Here is a 15,315-nt window from a genome sequence, read left to right on the forward strand (position 1 = left end):
GCGCGTGCGTCCTCGATCAGCTCGGCGGCCACGATGGCGCTGCGCAGGCGTATGTGCAGTGTCTCCAGATCAACCCTTCGCATGGCGAGGCGTTACGGCAGCTGAACATGTTGATGGACAAGCTCCGTGGTGATTCACGGGCGCTCATCCGGCACATGAGTGCGGGGCGTCGCTCTACGGTGTGACTGGCGCTGATACGGCAAGACTCGCCGCGCATTCGCCCATGCGGCGGTCTGGCCTGAGACGCGGCCATGGCAGGTGCATCGCCGCTACCTACGAACTTCCGGTGTCGACCCTGTGACGGTCTTTCACATTGCCCAATAGCGGTCGTTCAACAGGTGTGGTTCGCGGCAAATTGTCGACGCGGGATGCTCCGTGGCGCATGAAGTGCTTCGAGAGGCTTGACCTTGAAGTTAGCTTAAAGCTTATGCTCGGCGGCGATGCCATTTCACCTTCGAGGCAAGAGCATGAAAAGCACGTCGCTGTCCCCCTTCGTCGACACCTCCCTGCAGGCCACAGCCACGGCCGCCCCGGCGGCCGAAACTGTTGTGATCAAGATCGCTCAGCACGATGTCCCCGTCGTAAAAGGCGGCCTGTACGACCGCTTCCGCTCCAGTCCGCCGCTTTCCGTCATCGCCGCCGAGTCGCCGGCCACCGAGCTGAGCTGGTTCAGGGGGATTACCAAGGATAAGGTGGACATCGGCTTTGAAAGCTGGTCGCCGAACTTCTATTACGCAAACAGCCGTGTAACGGCCATCTTCACCGCCGATCTCGCACGGCTGCGGGAATTGATGCCGCCCAAGGTGCTGGAGCAGGTGCAGCCGCTGCAGGTGTGGCCAGGCAGAGGCCTTGTCGCGCTGACCGCTTACGCTTACCACTACTGCGACAACGACAGCTACAACGAGATTGGCCTCGCCGTCGTCACCAACAAACCCGGTTCGTCGAACTGGGGGCCGTTCTCCTTGATGGGCCAGTCGTTTTCCGACGATTTCTGGGGCTACGTGCTGAAGCTGCCCGTCGATACCGAACTGGCGCGGGTGCGCGGCGTGGTCGGCTACAACCTGCCCAAGTGGCTCACGCGCATCGACTACAGCGAGGGCGAGAACGACGTCGTCGTCAAGATCTTCGACAGCCACACCCAGGCGCTCGACGTCACGCTTCAGACGCGAAAGCTCGACGTTTCTTCCAGCAAGGAAGCCCTGGTGACCAACAGCTTCACGAACATCGACCCGCAAGGGCGGTTGACCACCGGCTACGCCATCTCCCGACAGCTGCGGCACGCCAGGACGTCCAGCGCGGACGCCGTGAAGCTGACGCTGACGGACGGCAGCCTCTCGCGCTTCATCGCGTCGCTGAAGCTGGGAAAGATGCTCAAGTACGAGTACGTGCCCGAGTTCCAGGCGGCGCTGTATGCACCGCAACTGCTCAAATCCGACGCTAGGCATTGACAGCAGTCGTTCAGAAAGCGGGAGAGACCGCATGACCAAAGACAACACTCGCATGGCCGACCTGCTGAGCCGGCAGCGCAACGCATTCCTCCACGACGGCCCGCCGGACCTGGCGGTGCGCAAGGCCCGGCTCGCCCGGCTACGTGCTGCCGTGCTTGCGCACCGCGAAGCAATCAAGGATGCGGTCAGCGCCGATTTCGGCAACCGTTCGCGCCATGAGACCGACATCATGGAGCTGGCCTGCGTCATCCAGGCCATCGACTACCTCTCCAGCCACTTGCGCCGCTTCATGAAGCGCGAGCACCGCCACGTGCATTTCTTCTACCGCACGGCGCGCGCCTGGGTCGAATACCAGCCGCTGGGCGTCGTGGGCGTGATGGCGCCGTGGAACTACCCCGTCTCCCTCACGCTGGTGCCGCTGGCAACCGCGTTGGCAGCAGGCAACCGCGCCATGCTCAAACCTTCGGAGCTGACCCCGCGCACCAGCGAGGCGCTCCGGCATATGCTGACCGGGGCTTTCGCTGAAGATGAGGTGGCCGTCGTGCTGGGCGGCCCAGAGGTCGGTGCCGCGTTTAGCGCACTGCCATTTGACCACCTGCTGTTCACGGGCAGCACGCAGGTCGGTCGCAAGGTAATGCGCGCTGCCAGCGACAATCTGGTGCCCTTGACTTTAGAACTGGGTGGCAAGAGTCCGGCCATCGTGGCGCGTGGCCACGTCAACGACCGCACCGTGCAAAGCCTGGTGTACGGCAAGCTGTCCAACGCCGGCCAGACCTGCGTGGCGCCGGATTTCGCCATGGTGCACAGGGAAGACCTGGAAGCTTTTATCGCCCGGTACACCGCCACGGTTCATCGTTTTTACCCGGCTGGCCCGGCTAGCCGCGACTACACGACCATCGTCAGCGATCGCCACTACAGCAGGCTGCGCGGTCTGGTCGACGACGCGCGCCGCAATGGCGCCCGCGTGATCGAGGTGGGAGAACGCCCTGCCCACACGCCCGGGCACGAGCGCACCCTGGTGCCGACGCTCGTCATCAATGCGGGCGATGAAACGCCCCTCATGCAGGAGGAGATCTTTGGTCCTATCCTGCCAGTGCGTACCTACGGCAGCATCGACGACGCCATTGCCTATGTGAACGCACGGCCCCGCCCGCTTGCGCTCTACTACTTCGGCGCCGAAGACCGCGATTGCGCCAGGCTACTGGCGCACACCACATCCGGGAACGTCGGCATCAACAACACCCTGATTCACGTGGCGCAGGATGATTTGCCCTTTGGCGGCGTCGGCCCGAGCGGCATGGGGAGCTATCACGGCATCGAGGGTTTCCGTGCGATGAGCCACGCCAGGGGCGTCTTTGTGCAGGGCCGCTGGAACTTCCCCGCTCTGCTGCATGCGCCCTTCGGCAGGCTCGCCGACATGGCCGTCTCGTTCACGTTGGGAAAAAACAAGGCGTCATCGCCATGAAGATCGGAGAACTCGCCCTGCGCACGAACCTCGCGCCGTCGCGAGCGGATGAGATCAATCCGGTGGAGTTCGACGCGATTTACTTCACGGGCGGGCACGCTGTCATGTGGGACTTCCCCGACTGTAAGAACTTACAGCGCATCACACGCGCTATCCATGAACGCGGCGGCATCGCTTCATCGGTCTGCCATGGCTATTGCGGGCTGCTGAACACCCGGTTGGATGACGGCACACTGCTGATAGCCGGGCGGCGTATCACGGGATTTTCGTGGCGGGAAGAAGTGTTGGCAGGCGTAGCTGCGAAGATGCCCTACAACGCCGAGGAAGAGGTGAAACAGCGCGACGCCCGCTACGAAAAGGCATGGCTGCCTTTCGTTTCGAATGTCGTTGTCGATGGCAGGCTGGTGACAGGGCAAAATCCCATGTCGGCCAGGGCGACGGCTGAGCACGTGGCAGCAATATTGAAACCTTCATGAACTGCTGCCAGTCATTCCCCTGTAGAGGTACGCGCCGGCTTTCTTAACGGAAACGCTTTCGTCCCTCCACATTTCGACAGTTGACAGCTTACAGTCACCCCCGAGACTCGCGGCTGCTACGCGGAAACCGGCAACTTTCAGCCAGCGGCTTACATATGGGGCCTGTCTAACAAAAGTCGCCAATACTGCGGCACGGTCCGGTATTCGACCTTTCTCGTTCAACGCTTGAAGCAACTTCAAATGCCGCGCAGTCATATGTCTGATTGTGGACAATCTATGCCGCTGTGTCGAACGTCCCATACTGGCCGCGTGCGGAAGTTCGGGGAATGCTGCCGCCAGAGTTGCTCGTTAAGAAAGCTTAAACGCAGCAACAGCTAGCGAGATGTCGTCTATATATGCAGATGCAAATTGCCGGAAAGGCTTGCCCAGTCAGGATTTCAGAGATTTCCCGCCCGCCGCATAGAGGCAGCGAAACCGCGCTGCGGCACAGAGCGTCTACGGTGTAGTGCCGATGGCGCCGATCAGCGCTCGGGATGAGCATTGTGGGCATTCAGGGAGAGATTGGCCATGAACGCCAACGACGCAATCCACGGTCCACCATGGACAGCCCGGCGTGCGCGCGCTGCGCGAATGCTGGCGTCGGGCATGAGCATCACGCGCGTCTCGATGGAACTTGGGTTAAGTCCCGCTACAGCCCGGCGATATCAGACCTTGTTCACCGCTGGTGGTGTCGCAGCGCTGATGCAGCTTGGTGACGTCGGCCGCCGCAGCCGGCTTTCGAACGAGGCTCAAAGTCGAATCGTGAGAGCGATGAAATGTCCGCCCCGATCGTATGGCTTTGCCTCGGAATCATGGACCCGTGATTCGGTACAGGAATTCATCGAGCGAGAGTTCGGCATTCGCTACTCCCCGTCGCATATCAACCGCCTGATCCGCGATCTGGGATTGACTGCGTACGTACGATCAGCCACCAGCTGATATCGCCCCGAAGCGCCTGTCGCCTTCAAATGTTGATTGACCGCTCGCGAGCCCGAAGCGGACCATCAGCACGGTTCCCCGAACACCACGTCTTTCACCGGCCGGAGAAGGCAAGCAACCCCTTCGTTGCTGCGAGCAGTACAGGTGAATGGCATCAGCCCCTCTTGCGCTTCAATCCCAAAAGGGCCGTTACCAGGATTGGGCAAGCGAGTGCGAACCAGGCCGCTACATGCCAGATCCCACGGCCTAACAGCGCGGCCAGCAGTCCGAACGCGGTTATCGACGCCAGTATGAGCGGAATGAGCCACACCCGGTGAAAAGTCACGTTATGCTTTGTCGAAGCTTGCATTCATCAATCCTTCTGCGTTTCGCCGGCTCGCCGCTCTACCGAGGCGCGTGCCGATTCGTGCGCGCCGAGAAGTCGCTCGACTCGCGCGGCGCGAGACTTGCGCCGCGCGATCCACAAGTACAGACCGCTGCTCAGCACCGTAATCGTGAAGAGATCAAGCAGCGCCCAGATGACCTTGAGCGGCAACCCCGCATAGTCGCCGAAATGCAACGGCCTCGCCGTCAGCAACATGGTCAGGTACCAGGGCAGCGATGGTTTCGCCGTCAGTTGCCCCGTTCGCGCATCCACGAGCACAGGCGTGGCAAGTTGCGAAGTCAGCGGCGTATCGCCGTGAATCCAGATCAGGTAGTGATACGGACTGCCTAGCTTGCCGTCCGGGAAGCGGATGCTACGCACCGTTTTTCCCGGCTCCGCGCGCAACGCCGTTTCGTAAGCGGCCTGGACCGAACCGGGTTGGGACGGCATCGGCTGATCGCGGTACGCCGCGAGCAGCGCTTTGAGTGCAGTGTTGCGCCAGACGTCGTACAGGGGCGTCGAAAGCTGGTTGACGACGCCGGTCACGCCGACGCTCAAAACCCACGCCACGGTCACGATGCCCAGCAGATTGTGAACATCGAGCCACGCGACACGCCGTGACCGATCACTGCGCACCGTCCCAAACGATAGCTTCTTCATGAACGGACAGTACAGCGCAACCCCGGAGATCGTCGCGAGAACGAACAACAGCGCCATGGCTGCGAGAAACAGTTCGCCGTACAGCCCCGCGAACCCGTCCGTGTGCAGCCTGAACATCAGGCCGATCCACATCGGCGACGTGTGCTCGCCGGATCGCGCCGCGTGAATCACCTGCCCGCTGCGCGCATCGAATCGCACCACATGGTCGAAGCTGCGCGCCGCCTGATACGAGGGACCGAGGCCCATCCATATCTGCCCGGTGTCGTCCTCGATACTCAACCAGCGGACTGTCTCGCCCGGGAAGACGCCGCGCTTGCCGACGGCGGACGCCACCAGCCGGTCGAGATCGACGATCGGCGTATCGGCGGACAGCGCAGCCGCAGGCGGATCGCCACGCCAATGCTCGCTGATCTCGTCGAGAAAGATCAGCGGCAATCCCGTCACGCAGACGACCAGCAGAAACAGCGTGCAGACGAGGCTGCTCCATGTGTGCAGCCGCAACCAGATGCGCATTGAACGAGTCATGATCCAAATGCACCTGGCCTATAGCGCCACGCTGACCGACATCAGGAAAGTGCGGGGCCGGCTCTGCATGACGAACCCCTGTCCGCCGATCCAGTAGCTTCGGTTCGTCAGGTTTTCCACGTTGAAACGGAACGCAGTCTCGTGCCTGGCGATCACGGTCTTGTAGCGCACACCTGCGTCGTATTGCACCCATCCCGGAACAGACTGCTGGTTGCCGGCGTCGATATATTCCGAACCCGTATAGATCACGCGTCCGCTGAAGGTCAAGCCGGGCAGGAAAAACGCATCCCATTCGGCACCCAGGTTGAGCTGGAAATTGGCGGTGCCGGTTACGCGTTTTCCGTCGTTGAGGCCGTTGGCAGTGTGAGTCTGACGCGCATCGATCAGCGTCATGCCGCCGAGCAGACGCAAGCCGTGCGCTACCTCGCCGTAAGCGTTCAGCTCAAGGCCTTTAGTCTTCTGTTCGCCGTTGACGCCGTAAACCAGACCATCGGCCTGCGCATTCGGCGTGGAGATCTGATACGCGCTCAGCGTGGTCATGAAGTTGCCGAAATCGTATTTCGCGCCCACTTCGTACTGTTTCGACACGAAGGGCGCGAAGCTTTCGCCCGCGTTGCTGTAGCCGGTGGGCGCCTGACCGCCTTGCTGAAGACCCTCGATGTAATTCGCGTACAACGAAAGACTGTCGGTCGCGCGCACATTGAGGCCCACGGCTGGGGTGAGCGCGCTCTTGTTGTACGTCGAGGTCGCGATGCCGGCCGTCGAATAGTTCTTCGCGCTGACACCCTGTTCACGCAAGCCGAGCGTCAGTTGCACGCGGTCATGCAGCACAGACATCGTGTCTGCCAGAGCGATTCCGTAGAGTTCGGTTTCCCCGGTGCGGGGCACATTGTCCGAATCCGCAAGTCCGGCGATGCTCGGCTGCGCGATGAACACTGGCCGATACAGGTTCGTGTAGGTCGTTTCCAGCGTCGTCGTTACGATGCCGTTGTTTTCGCGCAGACCCGACAGCGCAAACGACCAGTTGTGTTTGACCGGTCCCGTCTGCAGCGTACCGCGCACGCCCGTTTCCCCGGAAATCGTGTTGCGATACAGCGGCCAATAGACCTGATTCTGGCCGACATCGCCTGCGCTGTTCAGCAGGAACGAGTTCGCGAACAGTTGTTCCTCGCGAAACTGCGACCCTCCGATCGTCGCATAGGCGGTGACGTCGGGCGTGATATCCACTTCGGCCCGCCCGATCGCGAATGTGGTTCGCGTGTTGTCATACGCCCACGCGTTCTGCCAATTCGACTTCGGATCGGGGGGCGGTCCGGGAATCTTGAATGTGTTGCTGTACATATACAGCGTGCGCGCCGGCGAATCGTTGTCGTTTTCGCGATACCCGAAGTTTGTCGACAGGCGCACGTGGTTGTCCGGACTGCGCCAGTCCATCGCCAACGTCGCCGTGCCGACCTTGCGCGACTGGTTGTCGGCCTCGGTGTCGCCATCGCGATAGGCTCCGTTGAAACGGATGCCGAACTGTTTGTCGGCGCCGAAGCGCTGGCCGACGTCAATGCCGCCGCCCCACTGTCCGCCGATATAGCCGACCGTCAGTTGCGCCATGGGATCGTCGAGCGCCTTCTTCGGCACCTGGTTGATGTATCCGCCGACGCCGCCAATCGGCCCAAGCCCGTTGAGCAGCGCGTTCGCGCCGATCAGCACGTCGATGCGTTCGAGCGACTCGATGCCCGGCGTACCGATCCCGTACAGTCCGTCGTAAGCGATGTCCAGCTGCGACACCTTGTTGCCGCGGATCGAGAAGTCGGTCGAGCCGTCGTTGTCGGGATACAGGATGCGCACCGAGGGATTGTTCGCCAGCACGTCCGTGACTGAATACGCCTGCTGGTCCTGGATGAGCTGCCGCGTATAGCTGACCGTATTGAACGGCGTATCCATGACGTCGCGGTTGCCGATCAGGCCGACGCCTGCGCCGGTCGCGACTTGGCCGCCTGCATACGGAATGGGCAACGCGTTCGGGTCGGCGCGCTTGCCACTGACCGTCACCGCGGGCAATACCGCGCCTGCGGCCACCGCGTCGGTACTCGACGCGCGCAGAACGTAGCCTCCGCGGGTTCCATCGGACACCGCATCGAGGCCGCTGCCCGCGAGAATGGCGGAAAAACCGGATGTGACCCCATAATCGCCATGCAGGCCCGCACTGGAATGGCCGGCGGTCAGTTTGCTGTCGATGGTAAGCAGCACGTTTGCTTCGCTGGCATAGCGATTGAGCACCTGATCGAGCGTGCCTGCCGGAACGTCGTAGTGACGCACGCCCACCGGCAGCGGCGCGGCGAGCAGGATGGCGGGCGTGATGGCCATGACGGACGCAATGCAGCACAGTAACGCGCGCTGCGGCGTAAAGCGGTGGTTCATTCCCGTGTTTCCTTCCTCGTTCGCGTGGATCGGCAGTGCTTTTCCTGTTTCCCGACCGAGGAAGAAAAAGTGCTACTCCGTGACGAAAAATATTTCTGGCGAGGAGGAAGCCACCGGTCAGGCCGGCCGAATGGCAACCCAGTAGCGCGTCACGTACTGGATGCGAACCGGTAGCGCCCGTTGCAGCGATGCGAGCGCGCGGTCGGTGTCGCCAAGCGGAAAGACGCCGGATACGCGCAGGGCCGCCACGGCAGGATCAGCGTGGACAAAGCCCGATCGATACCGGCCGAGTTCACGGACAAACGCATCGAGGCGCATCTGCTCGACCACCAGCAGGCCGCGCGTCCAGTCCGGAGAATCGGCGGCGACGGGCGACAGCGCGCTCACGCGATCGGCGACGAAGGTGGTGCTCTGACCGGCATCGACACGCTGCGCCTGCGTCGAATGGGCGGGAAGCACGGACACGGCACCCTCGTACACCGCGACATACGACACGGCGCCGTCTTGTCTGACGGCGAAGCGCGTGCCTAGCGCCTGCACGGAACCTTGCGCCGTTTCGACGATGAACGCGCGATATAGGGCGGCCGTCTCATGGGCCGTCGCGACGTAAATCTCGCCGGAGCGCAGCAATATGCGGCGCTCGCCGGCGGTGAAACGCACGTCGAGAGCGGTGCCTGTGTTCATGATCAGATTCGTGCCGTCGGCGAGCACCAGGCTGCGCTGTTCACCGGACGCAGTCCGGTAGTCGGCCGCCCAGCTACGCCACGACGGCCCTTCGCTTGTGGCCCACGCCAGCGCCCCCGTTCCGCCCGCGAAGAGGAGCGATCGCAGAACGGCGCGCCGTCGTGCCCGCTGACGCGCGCCGCGCAAGGTCGGCGCGGCGAGGTTCGAGGGCACCGCGCCCAGGCGATTGTCGACGGACTGCACCCGCTCCCATGCGGCCTCATGGGCCGGGTTCGCTCGCCGCCAGCGTTCGCACGCCTCCTGTTCGTCGCGGGTCGCTTCGCCGGACCATAGCGTGACAAGCCATTGCAACGCCTCGTTCAGGATGGCATCGCTTTCCGGTTGTATCGACGCGGGCGACGTGTTCGAACGATGGCTCATTTCGCGAACTTCGAATAGCAGGCGAGCGCCGCCTTCAGCATGTACTTGCGTACGCTGGCTACGGAAACATTGAGTTTGACGGCGATGTCGGAATACGTGAGGCCATCGAAGCGCGATAGCAGGAAAGCTTCTCGCACTTTCGCTGGCAGCGCGGCGAGCACAGCATCGATCTCAGTCAGCGTCTCGATCACGATCGCCTGCTGCTCCGCCGACGGCCACAGGTCCTCCGGCATCAGTGCGAGAGAATCACGGAAAGCGGCTTCGATCTGCCGGTGCCGATATAGATCGACGACCAGCCCCCGCGCGATCTGCATCAGATAGGCGCGCGACTCCTCGGGCTGGGGCAGGCGGTGCGACGCGATCAGGCGTACATAGGTGTCGTGCGCAAGGTCGGCCGCAGCAAAGGTGCAACCTAGCTTGCGCCTGAGCCACCCATGTAACCACGCATGATGATTCGCATAAAGAGAATGGACGACATCCGTCTCCGAAGCAGACATAGTTACGCCCAGTGAGATCGATGAGAGTCCCAGTGTAAATGAGAATTAATCCTGTTTCCAGATTTTCTGGCGTGGGTAGGTCGCGGTTTGAGACCGGTGATTCCCAAGAGAGCATGGAGCTCGTGCCGGCCCGTGTGAACGTCCGCTCCGGGCGTGCTAGCAGACCCTCGATCTGGGAAATGAAAGACCGAAGTTGGCCGGCTAGCGCCTGACGTAGCGTCCGAGAACGGTCATTGACTGCAACATGCACGACGACCTTGCTGCAAAGCCCGGCCCTATCGCTAACGGACATTAGCGATATAGCTACGTTTTTCGACGAAGCTTCGCCGGTGCAGATCGGGCCTCAGTAGTTTTCGCGCTTGTAGCAGGGACGCGAAGTGTCAGATTTAATACGCACTGAGGCGAAGTGACGTTTTTAATGCGCTCGGTGTGGAAATAAAACTGTCACTTCGACGACGGAAAGCGCCGTCTCTTAGGCGCCGCGCCGGTGAATGATATGAACGCCTCCCACCTATCGCGATGTGTCGCATCGACGACACGTCGATGGCCGGCGGCCGCTACGGAATAGAATTCGGTGGCATCGACGAAGCCGACGCGCTGCGCAGCGTGGCGCATCAGTACGGCTTGCGGCTCACATTCCTGGCGCAGGGCGGCCAGTTCCTGTCGAACGTGGATGTCGAGATCGTCGGGCCGTCGGGGGCGTCGGTCTTCAGAACGCGTACGCTCGGCCCCTACCTTTACGTGGCGCTGCCGCCCGGACGCTATCAGGTCGCCGCCTACGCGGCGGGAACGAAACAGGTGCGCGTCGTGGTCGTTTTCGAACCGAGCCCGCGCGAGTTTCACGTCATGGCCGGCACGGCGGACTACTACGACTCGCATCGCAGACTGCGAGCGGAACAGCGCGCCGCGAGCGAGCGGCTCTTTCATGCGGAGCTGGCGCGCGCGCAGGTGAATGGCGCATGGGTGGCCGCCGAGGGCGAACCCGTCGCCGCCGTCATGGAGCGCAGCCGCAGCGCCGATCTGACGATCGTCGGCCAAACCGATCTCGACGAACCGGAAGCCTATGTGGCGAATCACTTTGTCGAATCGGTCGTGCTCGGCGCCGGCGGGCCCGTGCTCGTCATGCCCTACACCGGCCACTTCGAATCGGTAGGCGAACGCGTGCTGATTGGCTGGAACGGCAGCCGCGAAGCCGCGCGCGCGGTTCACGATGCGATTCCGTTTATCGCGCGCGCCGCGCATGTCACGGTTGCCGCCGTTTCCAGCAGCTTTACGCCCGCGCCCTCGCCTGCCTCGTGCTCGGATCTGGCCGCGATGCTCGCGCGTCACGGCGCCAACACCGTCGACATCGCGCGCTTCGACCGGGGCGCGTCGGAATCCACGGGCGACGCCCTGCTCAGCTACGCGGCCGAAAACGGCTTCGACCTGCTGGTGATGGGCGCGTATGGTCACTACCGCTTGCAGGAAACCGTGCTTGGCGGCGCGACGCGCTCGGTGCTGCTCACGATGACGCTGCCCGTGCTCATGTCCCATTGAGCGGCAGCGAACGCGCGCAGCCGCACGCGTGACCAGGAGACAGATCATGTTTTCCCGCATCCTCGTTGCACTCGACGGCAGCCAGACCGCGTCGAAAGCGCTCGATGCCGCGATCGAACTCGCGCGCGACAGCGCTGCGGAGCTACAGCCGCTTTACGTCATCGATATACCGATGCTCGCCTACGACGTGCCGGGAACTGCTCAAGGGCATACTGCACGACGGCACGGATTACGAGCCAGACAGCCGCACCGCGCTGGCTGTTCCCTTCCTCCTGAAGATGCTCGAAGAAGCGCCGCTGCTGGGCGATGAAGGTCTGCCGCTACCGCGCGATGCACGACTGCTCGCGATCTGCAAGCACATGATGACCGAGCCGGCCACCGATTACACGCTCGACCGGTGGGCGGACGAAATCGGCACGAGCGGCCGCACGCTCGCGCGGCACTTCAAGGAGGAAACGGGTATGAGCTTCGGACACTGGCGTCAGCATATGCGCGCCGCCGACGAGACGACGCGGCTCGCGCTGGGCGCTGCGGTCACGTCGGTCGCACTCGATCTCGGATACAGCACGCCGAGCGCATTTACGGTAATGTTCCGGCGGCTGTTTGGCGCTTCGCCGCAGCAATATATGTCATCGTCCAGCAGCGAATAAGCGAACGGATGTCTCAAGGGTACACGTGTGTTTGGTCCGCCAGACAGAACACTCTGCAATAGGTGGGCATTCGCGGACGACCGCGCCGTAGCCGCAAACGGTCATTGGGTTATGAACGAATGAGAGGCAGCTTTAGGTCGCTTTATGTCCTTTGCCATGAGAAACCGCGCCCGCGGCGAGCGTCACTCTTGATCGTCGGGCGCTATCCGGCACAACCAGTCATTGAGTGGCTGCGGCCAGGACAGGGACAATCGCGCATCAAACTGGCCGCGTTCGAAAAACGCGCATGCAGTCCGCACCGTGCCTGGCAAGACAGGGAAACGCCGTTGTTCAGCTGCTCACGCGTTACTCTGGTGCTCGATTGAGCCAAAACGGAAGGATGTGGTCTCGAGTCAATGGCGCGAGATTTAGTGGGCTTGCCGCACTCGGATTGACCCAGAAAATTTCTTCGATCTCTGCGGCAGGCTCAACCATCGCAGTAATGGATACATGGAAAACTTCCGCGATAACAGTATGTCCCGGCTCATTCGCAGCAGGGGCGGAGAATCGCTTGAGATAGCTCACTGACGAACGTGCGATGTGCACCTGAAGCTCTTCACGCAGTTCCCTGCATAGCGCCTCAATGGCCTCCTCTCCCGGCTCAATTTTGCCCCCTGGCTGCATGAACGCTAAGGTATCTCGCTTCCTGACGAGTAGCACATTCCCGTCTTCTCGCGTTATCACAGCAGCGGCGATGTATATTTCTTTGGACAAAGCCATGGACTCCCTATGGTATTCGGGGTAGCGCTGCATCTCCGTTAGTGCCCCTTTCATCTGGCCGCTAGTGTATCGCTATTTCTTCCGCTGGCTTGCTAGCGCAGGAAACGGGGTGCGCGTTCGTAGAGTCTCCGCTATTGGGCAACCCTACCGGCTGCTGTGCGTCGACCTGAGCCGATCGCGAGGCACAGGTAGGCCATAAAGGGCATCCGGCGCGGTTCCAGATCGCCGACCGCCGGTACGCAAAGCGGTCGTTCAACGTCAACTATGTTTGAGCGTCATTTCCGTTTGCGGACCGGAACACTCGAACCGACAGCAATGGGTCCGTGCGTCGCCAGACATTCCATCTCCGCGATCACCTGCTGCATGACCCCTTGCGCGGCCCGCGAAAGCTGACGCCGACGCGCCACGCACAGCGCAAGCGACAGCGGCCGCACCTTGCGTCCACGCAGCGGCACGAAAGCCAGTGCACCGCTCGCAACGTCGCTGGCGACATCGAGCAGACTCAGCACGCCGATCCCCGCGCCGCCGAGAATGAGCGAACGCATCATACGGATGCTGTTGCACGATACGCTCTCGGTCCCCTCCGCCTGATGACTCGCATAGAGCACGCGTGTGCGCTCGTGCACGATCAACGGCGCGGCGGGCACGAGCTGCCGATAGTCGAGCAGGTTGCCGAACGTCACGTCGCGACTCGCGGTCAGCGGATGACCTGGCGGCACAACCGCGCCCAGCGGCACATCGACCAGCGCACGAATTTCCAGCCCGCCGTGCTCGGTCGGATCGAGCATCAGCCCGAAATCCACCTCCGAGGCGGCCACCAGGTCTGCCACGCGACGGTTCTCCACCACCTGCAAATCGAACGAAAGCTGCGGATACTCAGTCCCGACCTGGGCGACGGTATTTGCCACCAGACCGTCGCTGAGCGCATCGATCAAGGCGATGCTCACATGCCCGCGCCGCATCCCCTGCAACTCGTCGAAACGCTCGAGGGTGCGGCGGTACTCCTTGCGCCAGCGGCGCAGATCATCGAGCAGCAGTTCGCCAGCCGCCGTGGGCTTGAGCCCGCTCGGCAGACGTTCGAACAATTCCGTTTCGAGCTCACGCTCGGCCAGCAGGATCTGCCGGTCGATCGCCGAGGCGGAGACATGCAGTTCCTCCGCGGCCTTGCGCAGACTGCCCGACTGGGCAACTTCAACGAAGTAACGGGCGAATCGCGAGAATGGCAACATGGACGAGGTGTACGAATTTTGGCAACAGGTTGCTGAATTATCTCTGATGGATTGCAATGGGCAATATTCTTAAAGTGGGGCTCAACGAAACCCGCCATACGACGAGCCCCCACCCTCATGAGCGATCCTTCCACCGTCATCACCCCGATCTCCCCGCCGTTTTCCGCCACGCCCACGCGCGCACTGCCGCCGCATTGCACGTTCGAAGCCGACGACTGGCACCGACTTTCGCGTCACTGGTATCCGGTGGCGCACGCCGACGCAATCGGTGAAGCGCCCTTCAAGGCCACGCTGCTCGACGAAAACCTCGTGCTCTATCGCGCCGATGGCGAACTGGTCGTGGCCCGTGATGTCTGTCCGCATCGCGGCGTGCCGCTCACGCTCGGCACGCACGACGGCCAGGGCGTCGTCTGTCCGTATCACGGACTGCGCTTCGGCAGCGGCGGACGCTGCAACCGCGTGCCGTCGAGCCCCGACCAGGCGATTCCCGCCAAGCTGCATCTGACGACGTATCCGGCCGTCGAGCGCTACGGTCTCGTCTGGACCTGCCTCGCGCCCGAAGTCGGCGCGGCGCCGGCCATTCCCCGCATGCCGCACTGGGATGATGCGGACTTCCAGCAGATCGTCTGCCCGAAGTTCGATGTAGCGGGTTTCGCGGGCCGTCAGGTCGAAGGCTTTATCGATGTCGCGCATTTCGCGTGGATCCACACCGAGACCTTCGCCGATCCCGACAACCAGACCGTGCCGCCCTATCAGCCGAAAGACACTCCGGAAGGCTTCGAAGTGGACTACCGCAGTTTCGTCGGCAACTATCCGATCGGCGTCGACGGCCGCGCGCCCGCCGAATTCGAATGGCTGCGCCATTTCGAGGTCCATCTGCCCTTCACGGCCACGCTGACGATTCACTTTCCGGAGAACGCGCGCCTCGTCATCATGAATGCGGCGTCGCCGGTCTCGGCGCGCAAGACGCGCCTGTTCGCACCGATCGCGCGCAACTTCGACAAGCATCTGCCCGTCGAGGACGTGCACGCGTTTAATCTCAAGGTGTTCGAGGAAGACCGCCTGATGGTCGAAACCCAGCAACCCGAGCGCCTGCCGCTCGACCTCACGCTCGAAGCGCACATTCCGGCCGACCGCAGTTCCATCGCGTATCGGCGCGGACTCAAGCGCATGGGCTTCGGCGACTTCTTCCTGGTCTGATCGCCATGT

General features: G+C 62.4%; 13 protein-coding genes and 2 pseudogenes. 9 read left to right on the forward strand and 6 right to left on the reverse strand.

The genetic code is table 11. From position 1 onward, the window contains the following. The 5 genes and pseudogenes from G3N97_RS13265 to G3N97_RS13285 form a co-directional block, all read left to right on the forward strand. A pseudogene (locus G3N97_RS13265) lies at nt 1-185 on the forward strand (hypothetical protein); the annotation flags it as partial. Between the two features lie 282 nt (nt 186-467). Then, nucleotides 468-1,448, forward strand: coding sequence for an acetoacetate decarboxylase (ADC) (locus tag G3N97_RS13270; RefSeq protein WP_205993626.1), 981 nt, complete (start codon nt 468-470; stop codon nt 1,446-1,448). Nucleotides 1,449-1,479: 31 nt separating this feature from the next. After that, on the forward strand, nt 1,480-2,913 hold the full coding sequence (locus G3N97_RS13275) for a coniferyl aldehyde dehydrogenase (protein ID WP_205993627.1): 1,434 nt from the start codon (nt 1,480-1,482) through the stop codon (nt 2,911-2,913). An 11-nt stretch (nt 2,914-2,924) separates the two neighbouring features. Next, nucleotides 2,925-3,389 (forward strand): annotated as a pseudogene (locus tag G3N97_RS13280) (type 1 glutamine amidotransferase domain-containing protein); the annotation flags it as partial. A gap of 567 nt (nt 3,390-3,956) precedes the next feature. Beyond that, nucleotides 3,957-4,367, forward strand: coding sequence for a helix-turn-helix domain-containing protein (locus G3N97_RS13285; RefSeq protein ID WP_205993629.1), 411 nt, complete (start codon nt 3,957-3,959; stop codon nt 4,365-4,367). Between the two features lie 352 nt (nt 4,368-4,719). Here the strand turns inward: G3N97_RS13285 and G3N97_RS13290 are convergent, their stop codons facing one another. From G3N97_RS13290 to G3N97_RS13305, 4 genes are all read right to left on the reverse strand, one after another. After that, nucleotides 4,720-5,916: a PepSY-associated TM helix domain-containing protein gene (locus G3N97_RS13290; protein ID WP_205993630.1), complete on the reverse strand. Its 1,197-nt coding sequence runs from the start codon at nt 5,914-5,916 to the stop codon at nt 4,720-4,722. A gap of 18 nt (nt 5,917-5,934) precedes the next feature. Beyond that, on the reverse strand, nt 5,935-8,331 hold the full coding sequence (locus tag G3N97_RS13295) for a TonB-dependent receptor (protein WP_205993631.1): 2,397 nt from the start codon (nt 8,329-8,331) through the stop codon (nt 5,935-5,937). A 117-nt stretch (nt 8,332-8,448) separates the two neighbouring features. Then, nucleotides 8,449-9,435, reverse strand: coding sequence for a FecR domain-containing protein (locus tag G3N97_RS13300; protein ID WP_205993632.1), 987 nt, complete (start codon nt 9,433-9,435; stop codon nt 8,449-8,451). Further along, nucleotides 9,432-9,932 carry a sigma-70 family RNA polymerase sigma factor gene (locus G3N97_RS13305; protein ID WP_205993633.1) on the reverse strand — a complete coding sequence of 167 codons (501 nt, stop codon included), beginning with the start codon at nt 9,930-9,932 and terminating at the stop codon, nt 9,432-9,434. The genes G3N97_RS13300 and G3N97_RS13305 overlap by 4 nt, the downstream gene beginning before the upstream one ends. Nucleotides 9,933-10,451: 519 nt before the next feature. Between G3N97_RS13305 and G3N97_RS13310 the strand changes: the two genes are divergently transcribed. The 3 genes from G3N97_RS13310 to G3N97_RS13320 are packed head-to-tail and all read left to right on the forward strand — an operon-like array spanning nt 10,452 to nt 12,118. Next, nucleotides 10,452-11,468 (forward strand): universal stress protein, encoded by a 1,017-nt coding sequence (locus G3N97_RS13310; RefSeq protein ID WP_205993634.1) that lies wholly within the window; start codon nt 10,452-10,454, stop codon nt 11,466-11,468. Between the two features lie 46 nt (nt 11,469-11,514). Continuing rightward, the gene (locus tag G3N97_RS39965) at nt 11,515-11,778 is read left to right on the forward strand and encodes a universal stress protein (protein WP_205993635.1); all 264 of its coding nucleotides are present in this window, start codon (nt 11,515-11,517) and stop codon (nt 11,776-11,778) included. Further along, entirely contained in the window at nt 11,747-12,118 is a 372-nt protein-coding gene (locus tag G3N97_RS13320) for an AraC family transcriptional regulator (protein WP_205993636.1), read from the forward strand. The genes G3N97_RS39965 and G3N97_RS13320 overlap by 32 nt, the downstream gene beginning before the upstream one ends. A gap of 345 nt (nt 12,119-12,463) precedes the next feature. Here the strand turns inward: G3N97_RS13320 and G3N97_RS13325 are convergent, their stop codons facing one another. Together G3N97_RS13325 and G3N97_RS13330 are read right to left on the reverse strand one after the other, a co-directional pair. Next, nucleotides 12,464-12,877: an NUDIX domain-containing protein gene (locus G3N97_RS13325; RefSeq protein WP_205993637.1), complete on the reverse strand. Its 414-nt coding sequence runs from the start codon at nt 12,875-12,877 to the stop codon at nt 12,464-12,466. Between the two features lie 275 nt (nt 12,878-13,152). Beyond that, nucleotides 13,153-14,106, reverse strand: coding sequence for a LysR family transcriptional regulator (locus G3N97_RS13330; RefSeq protein WP_205993638.1), 954 nt, complete (start codon nt 14,104-14,106; stop codon nt 13,153-13,155). A gap of 117 nt (nt 14,107-14,223) precedes the next feature. Between G3N97_RS13330 and G3N97_RS13335 the strand changes: the two genes are divergently transcribed. Next, the gene (locus G3N97_RS13335; RefSeq protein WP_205993639.1) at nt 14,224-15,306 is read left to right on the forward strand and encodes an aromatic ring-hydroxylating dioxygenase subunit alpha; all 1,083 of its coding nucleotides are present in this window, start codon (nt 14,224-14,226) and stop codon (nt 15,304-15,306) included. Nucleotides 15,307-15,315 lie beyond the last annotated feature (9 nt).

This window comes from Paraburkholderia sp. Ac-20347, assembly GCF_017104805.1.
In the GTDB taxonomy this organism is placed as follows: Bacteria; Pseudomonadota; Gammaproteobacteria; order Burkholderiales; family Burkholderiaceae; genus Paraburkholderia; species Paraburkholderia tropica.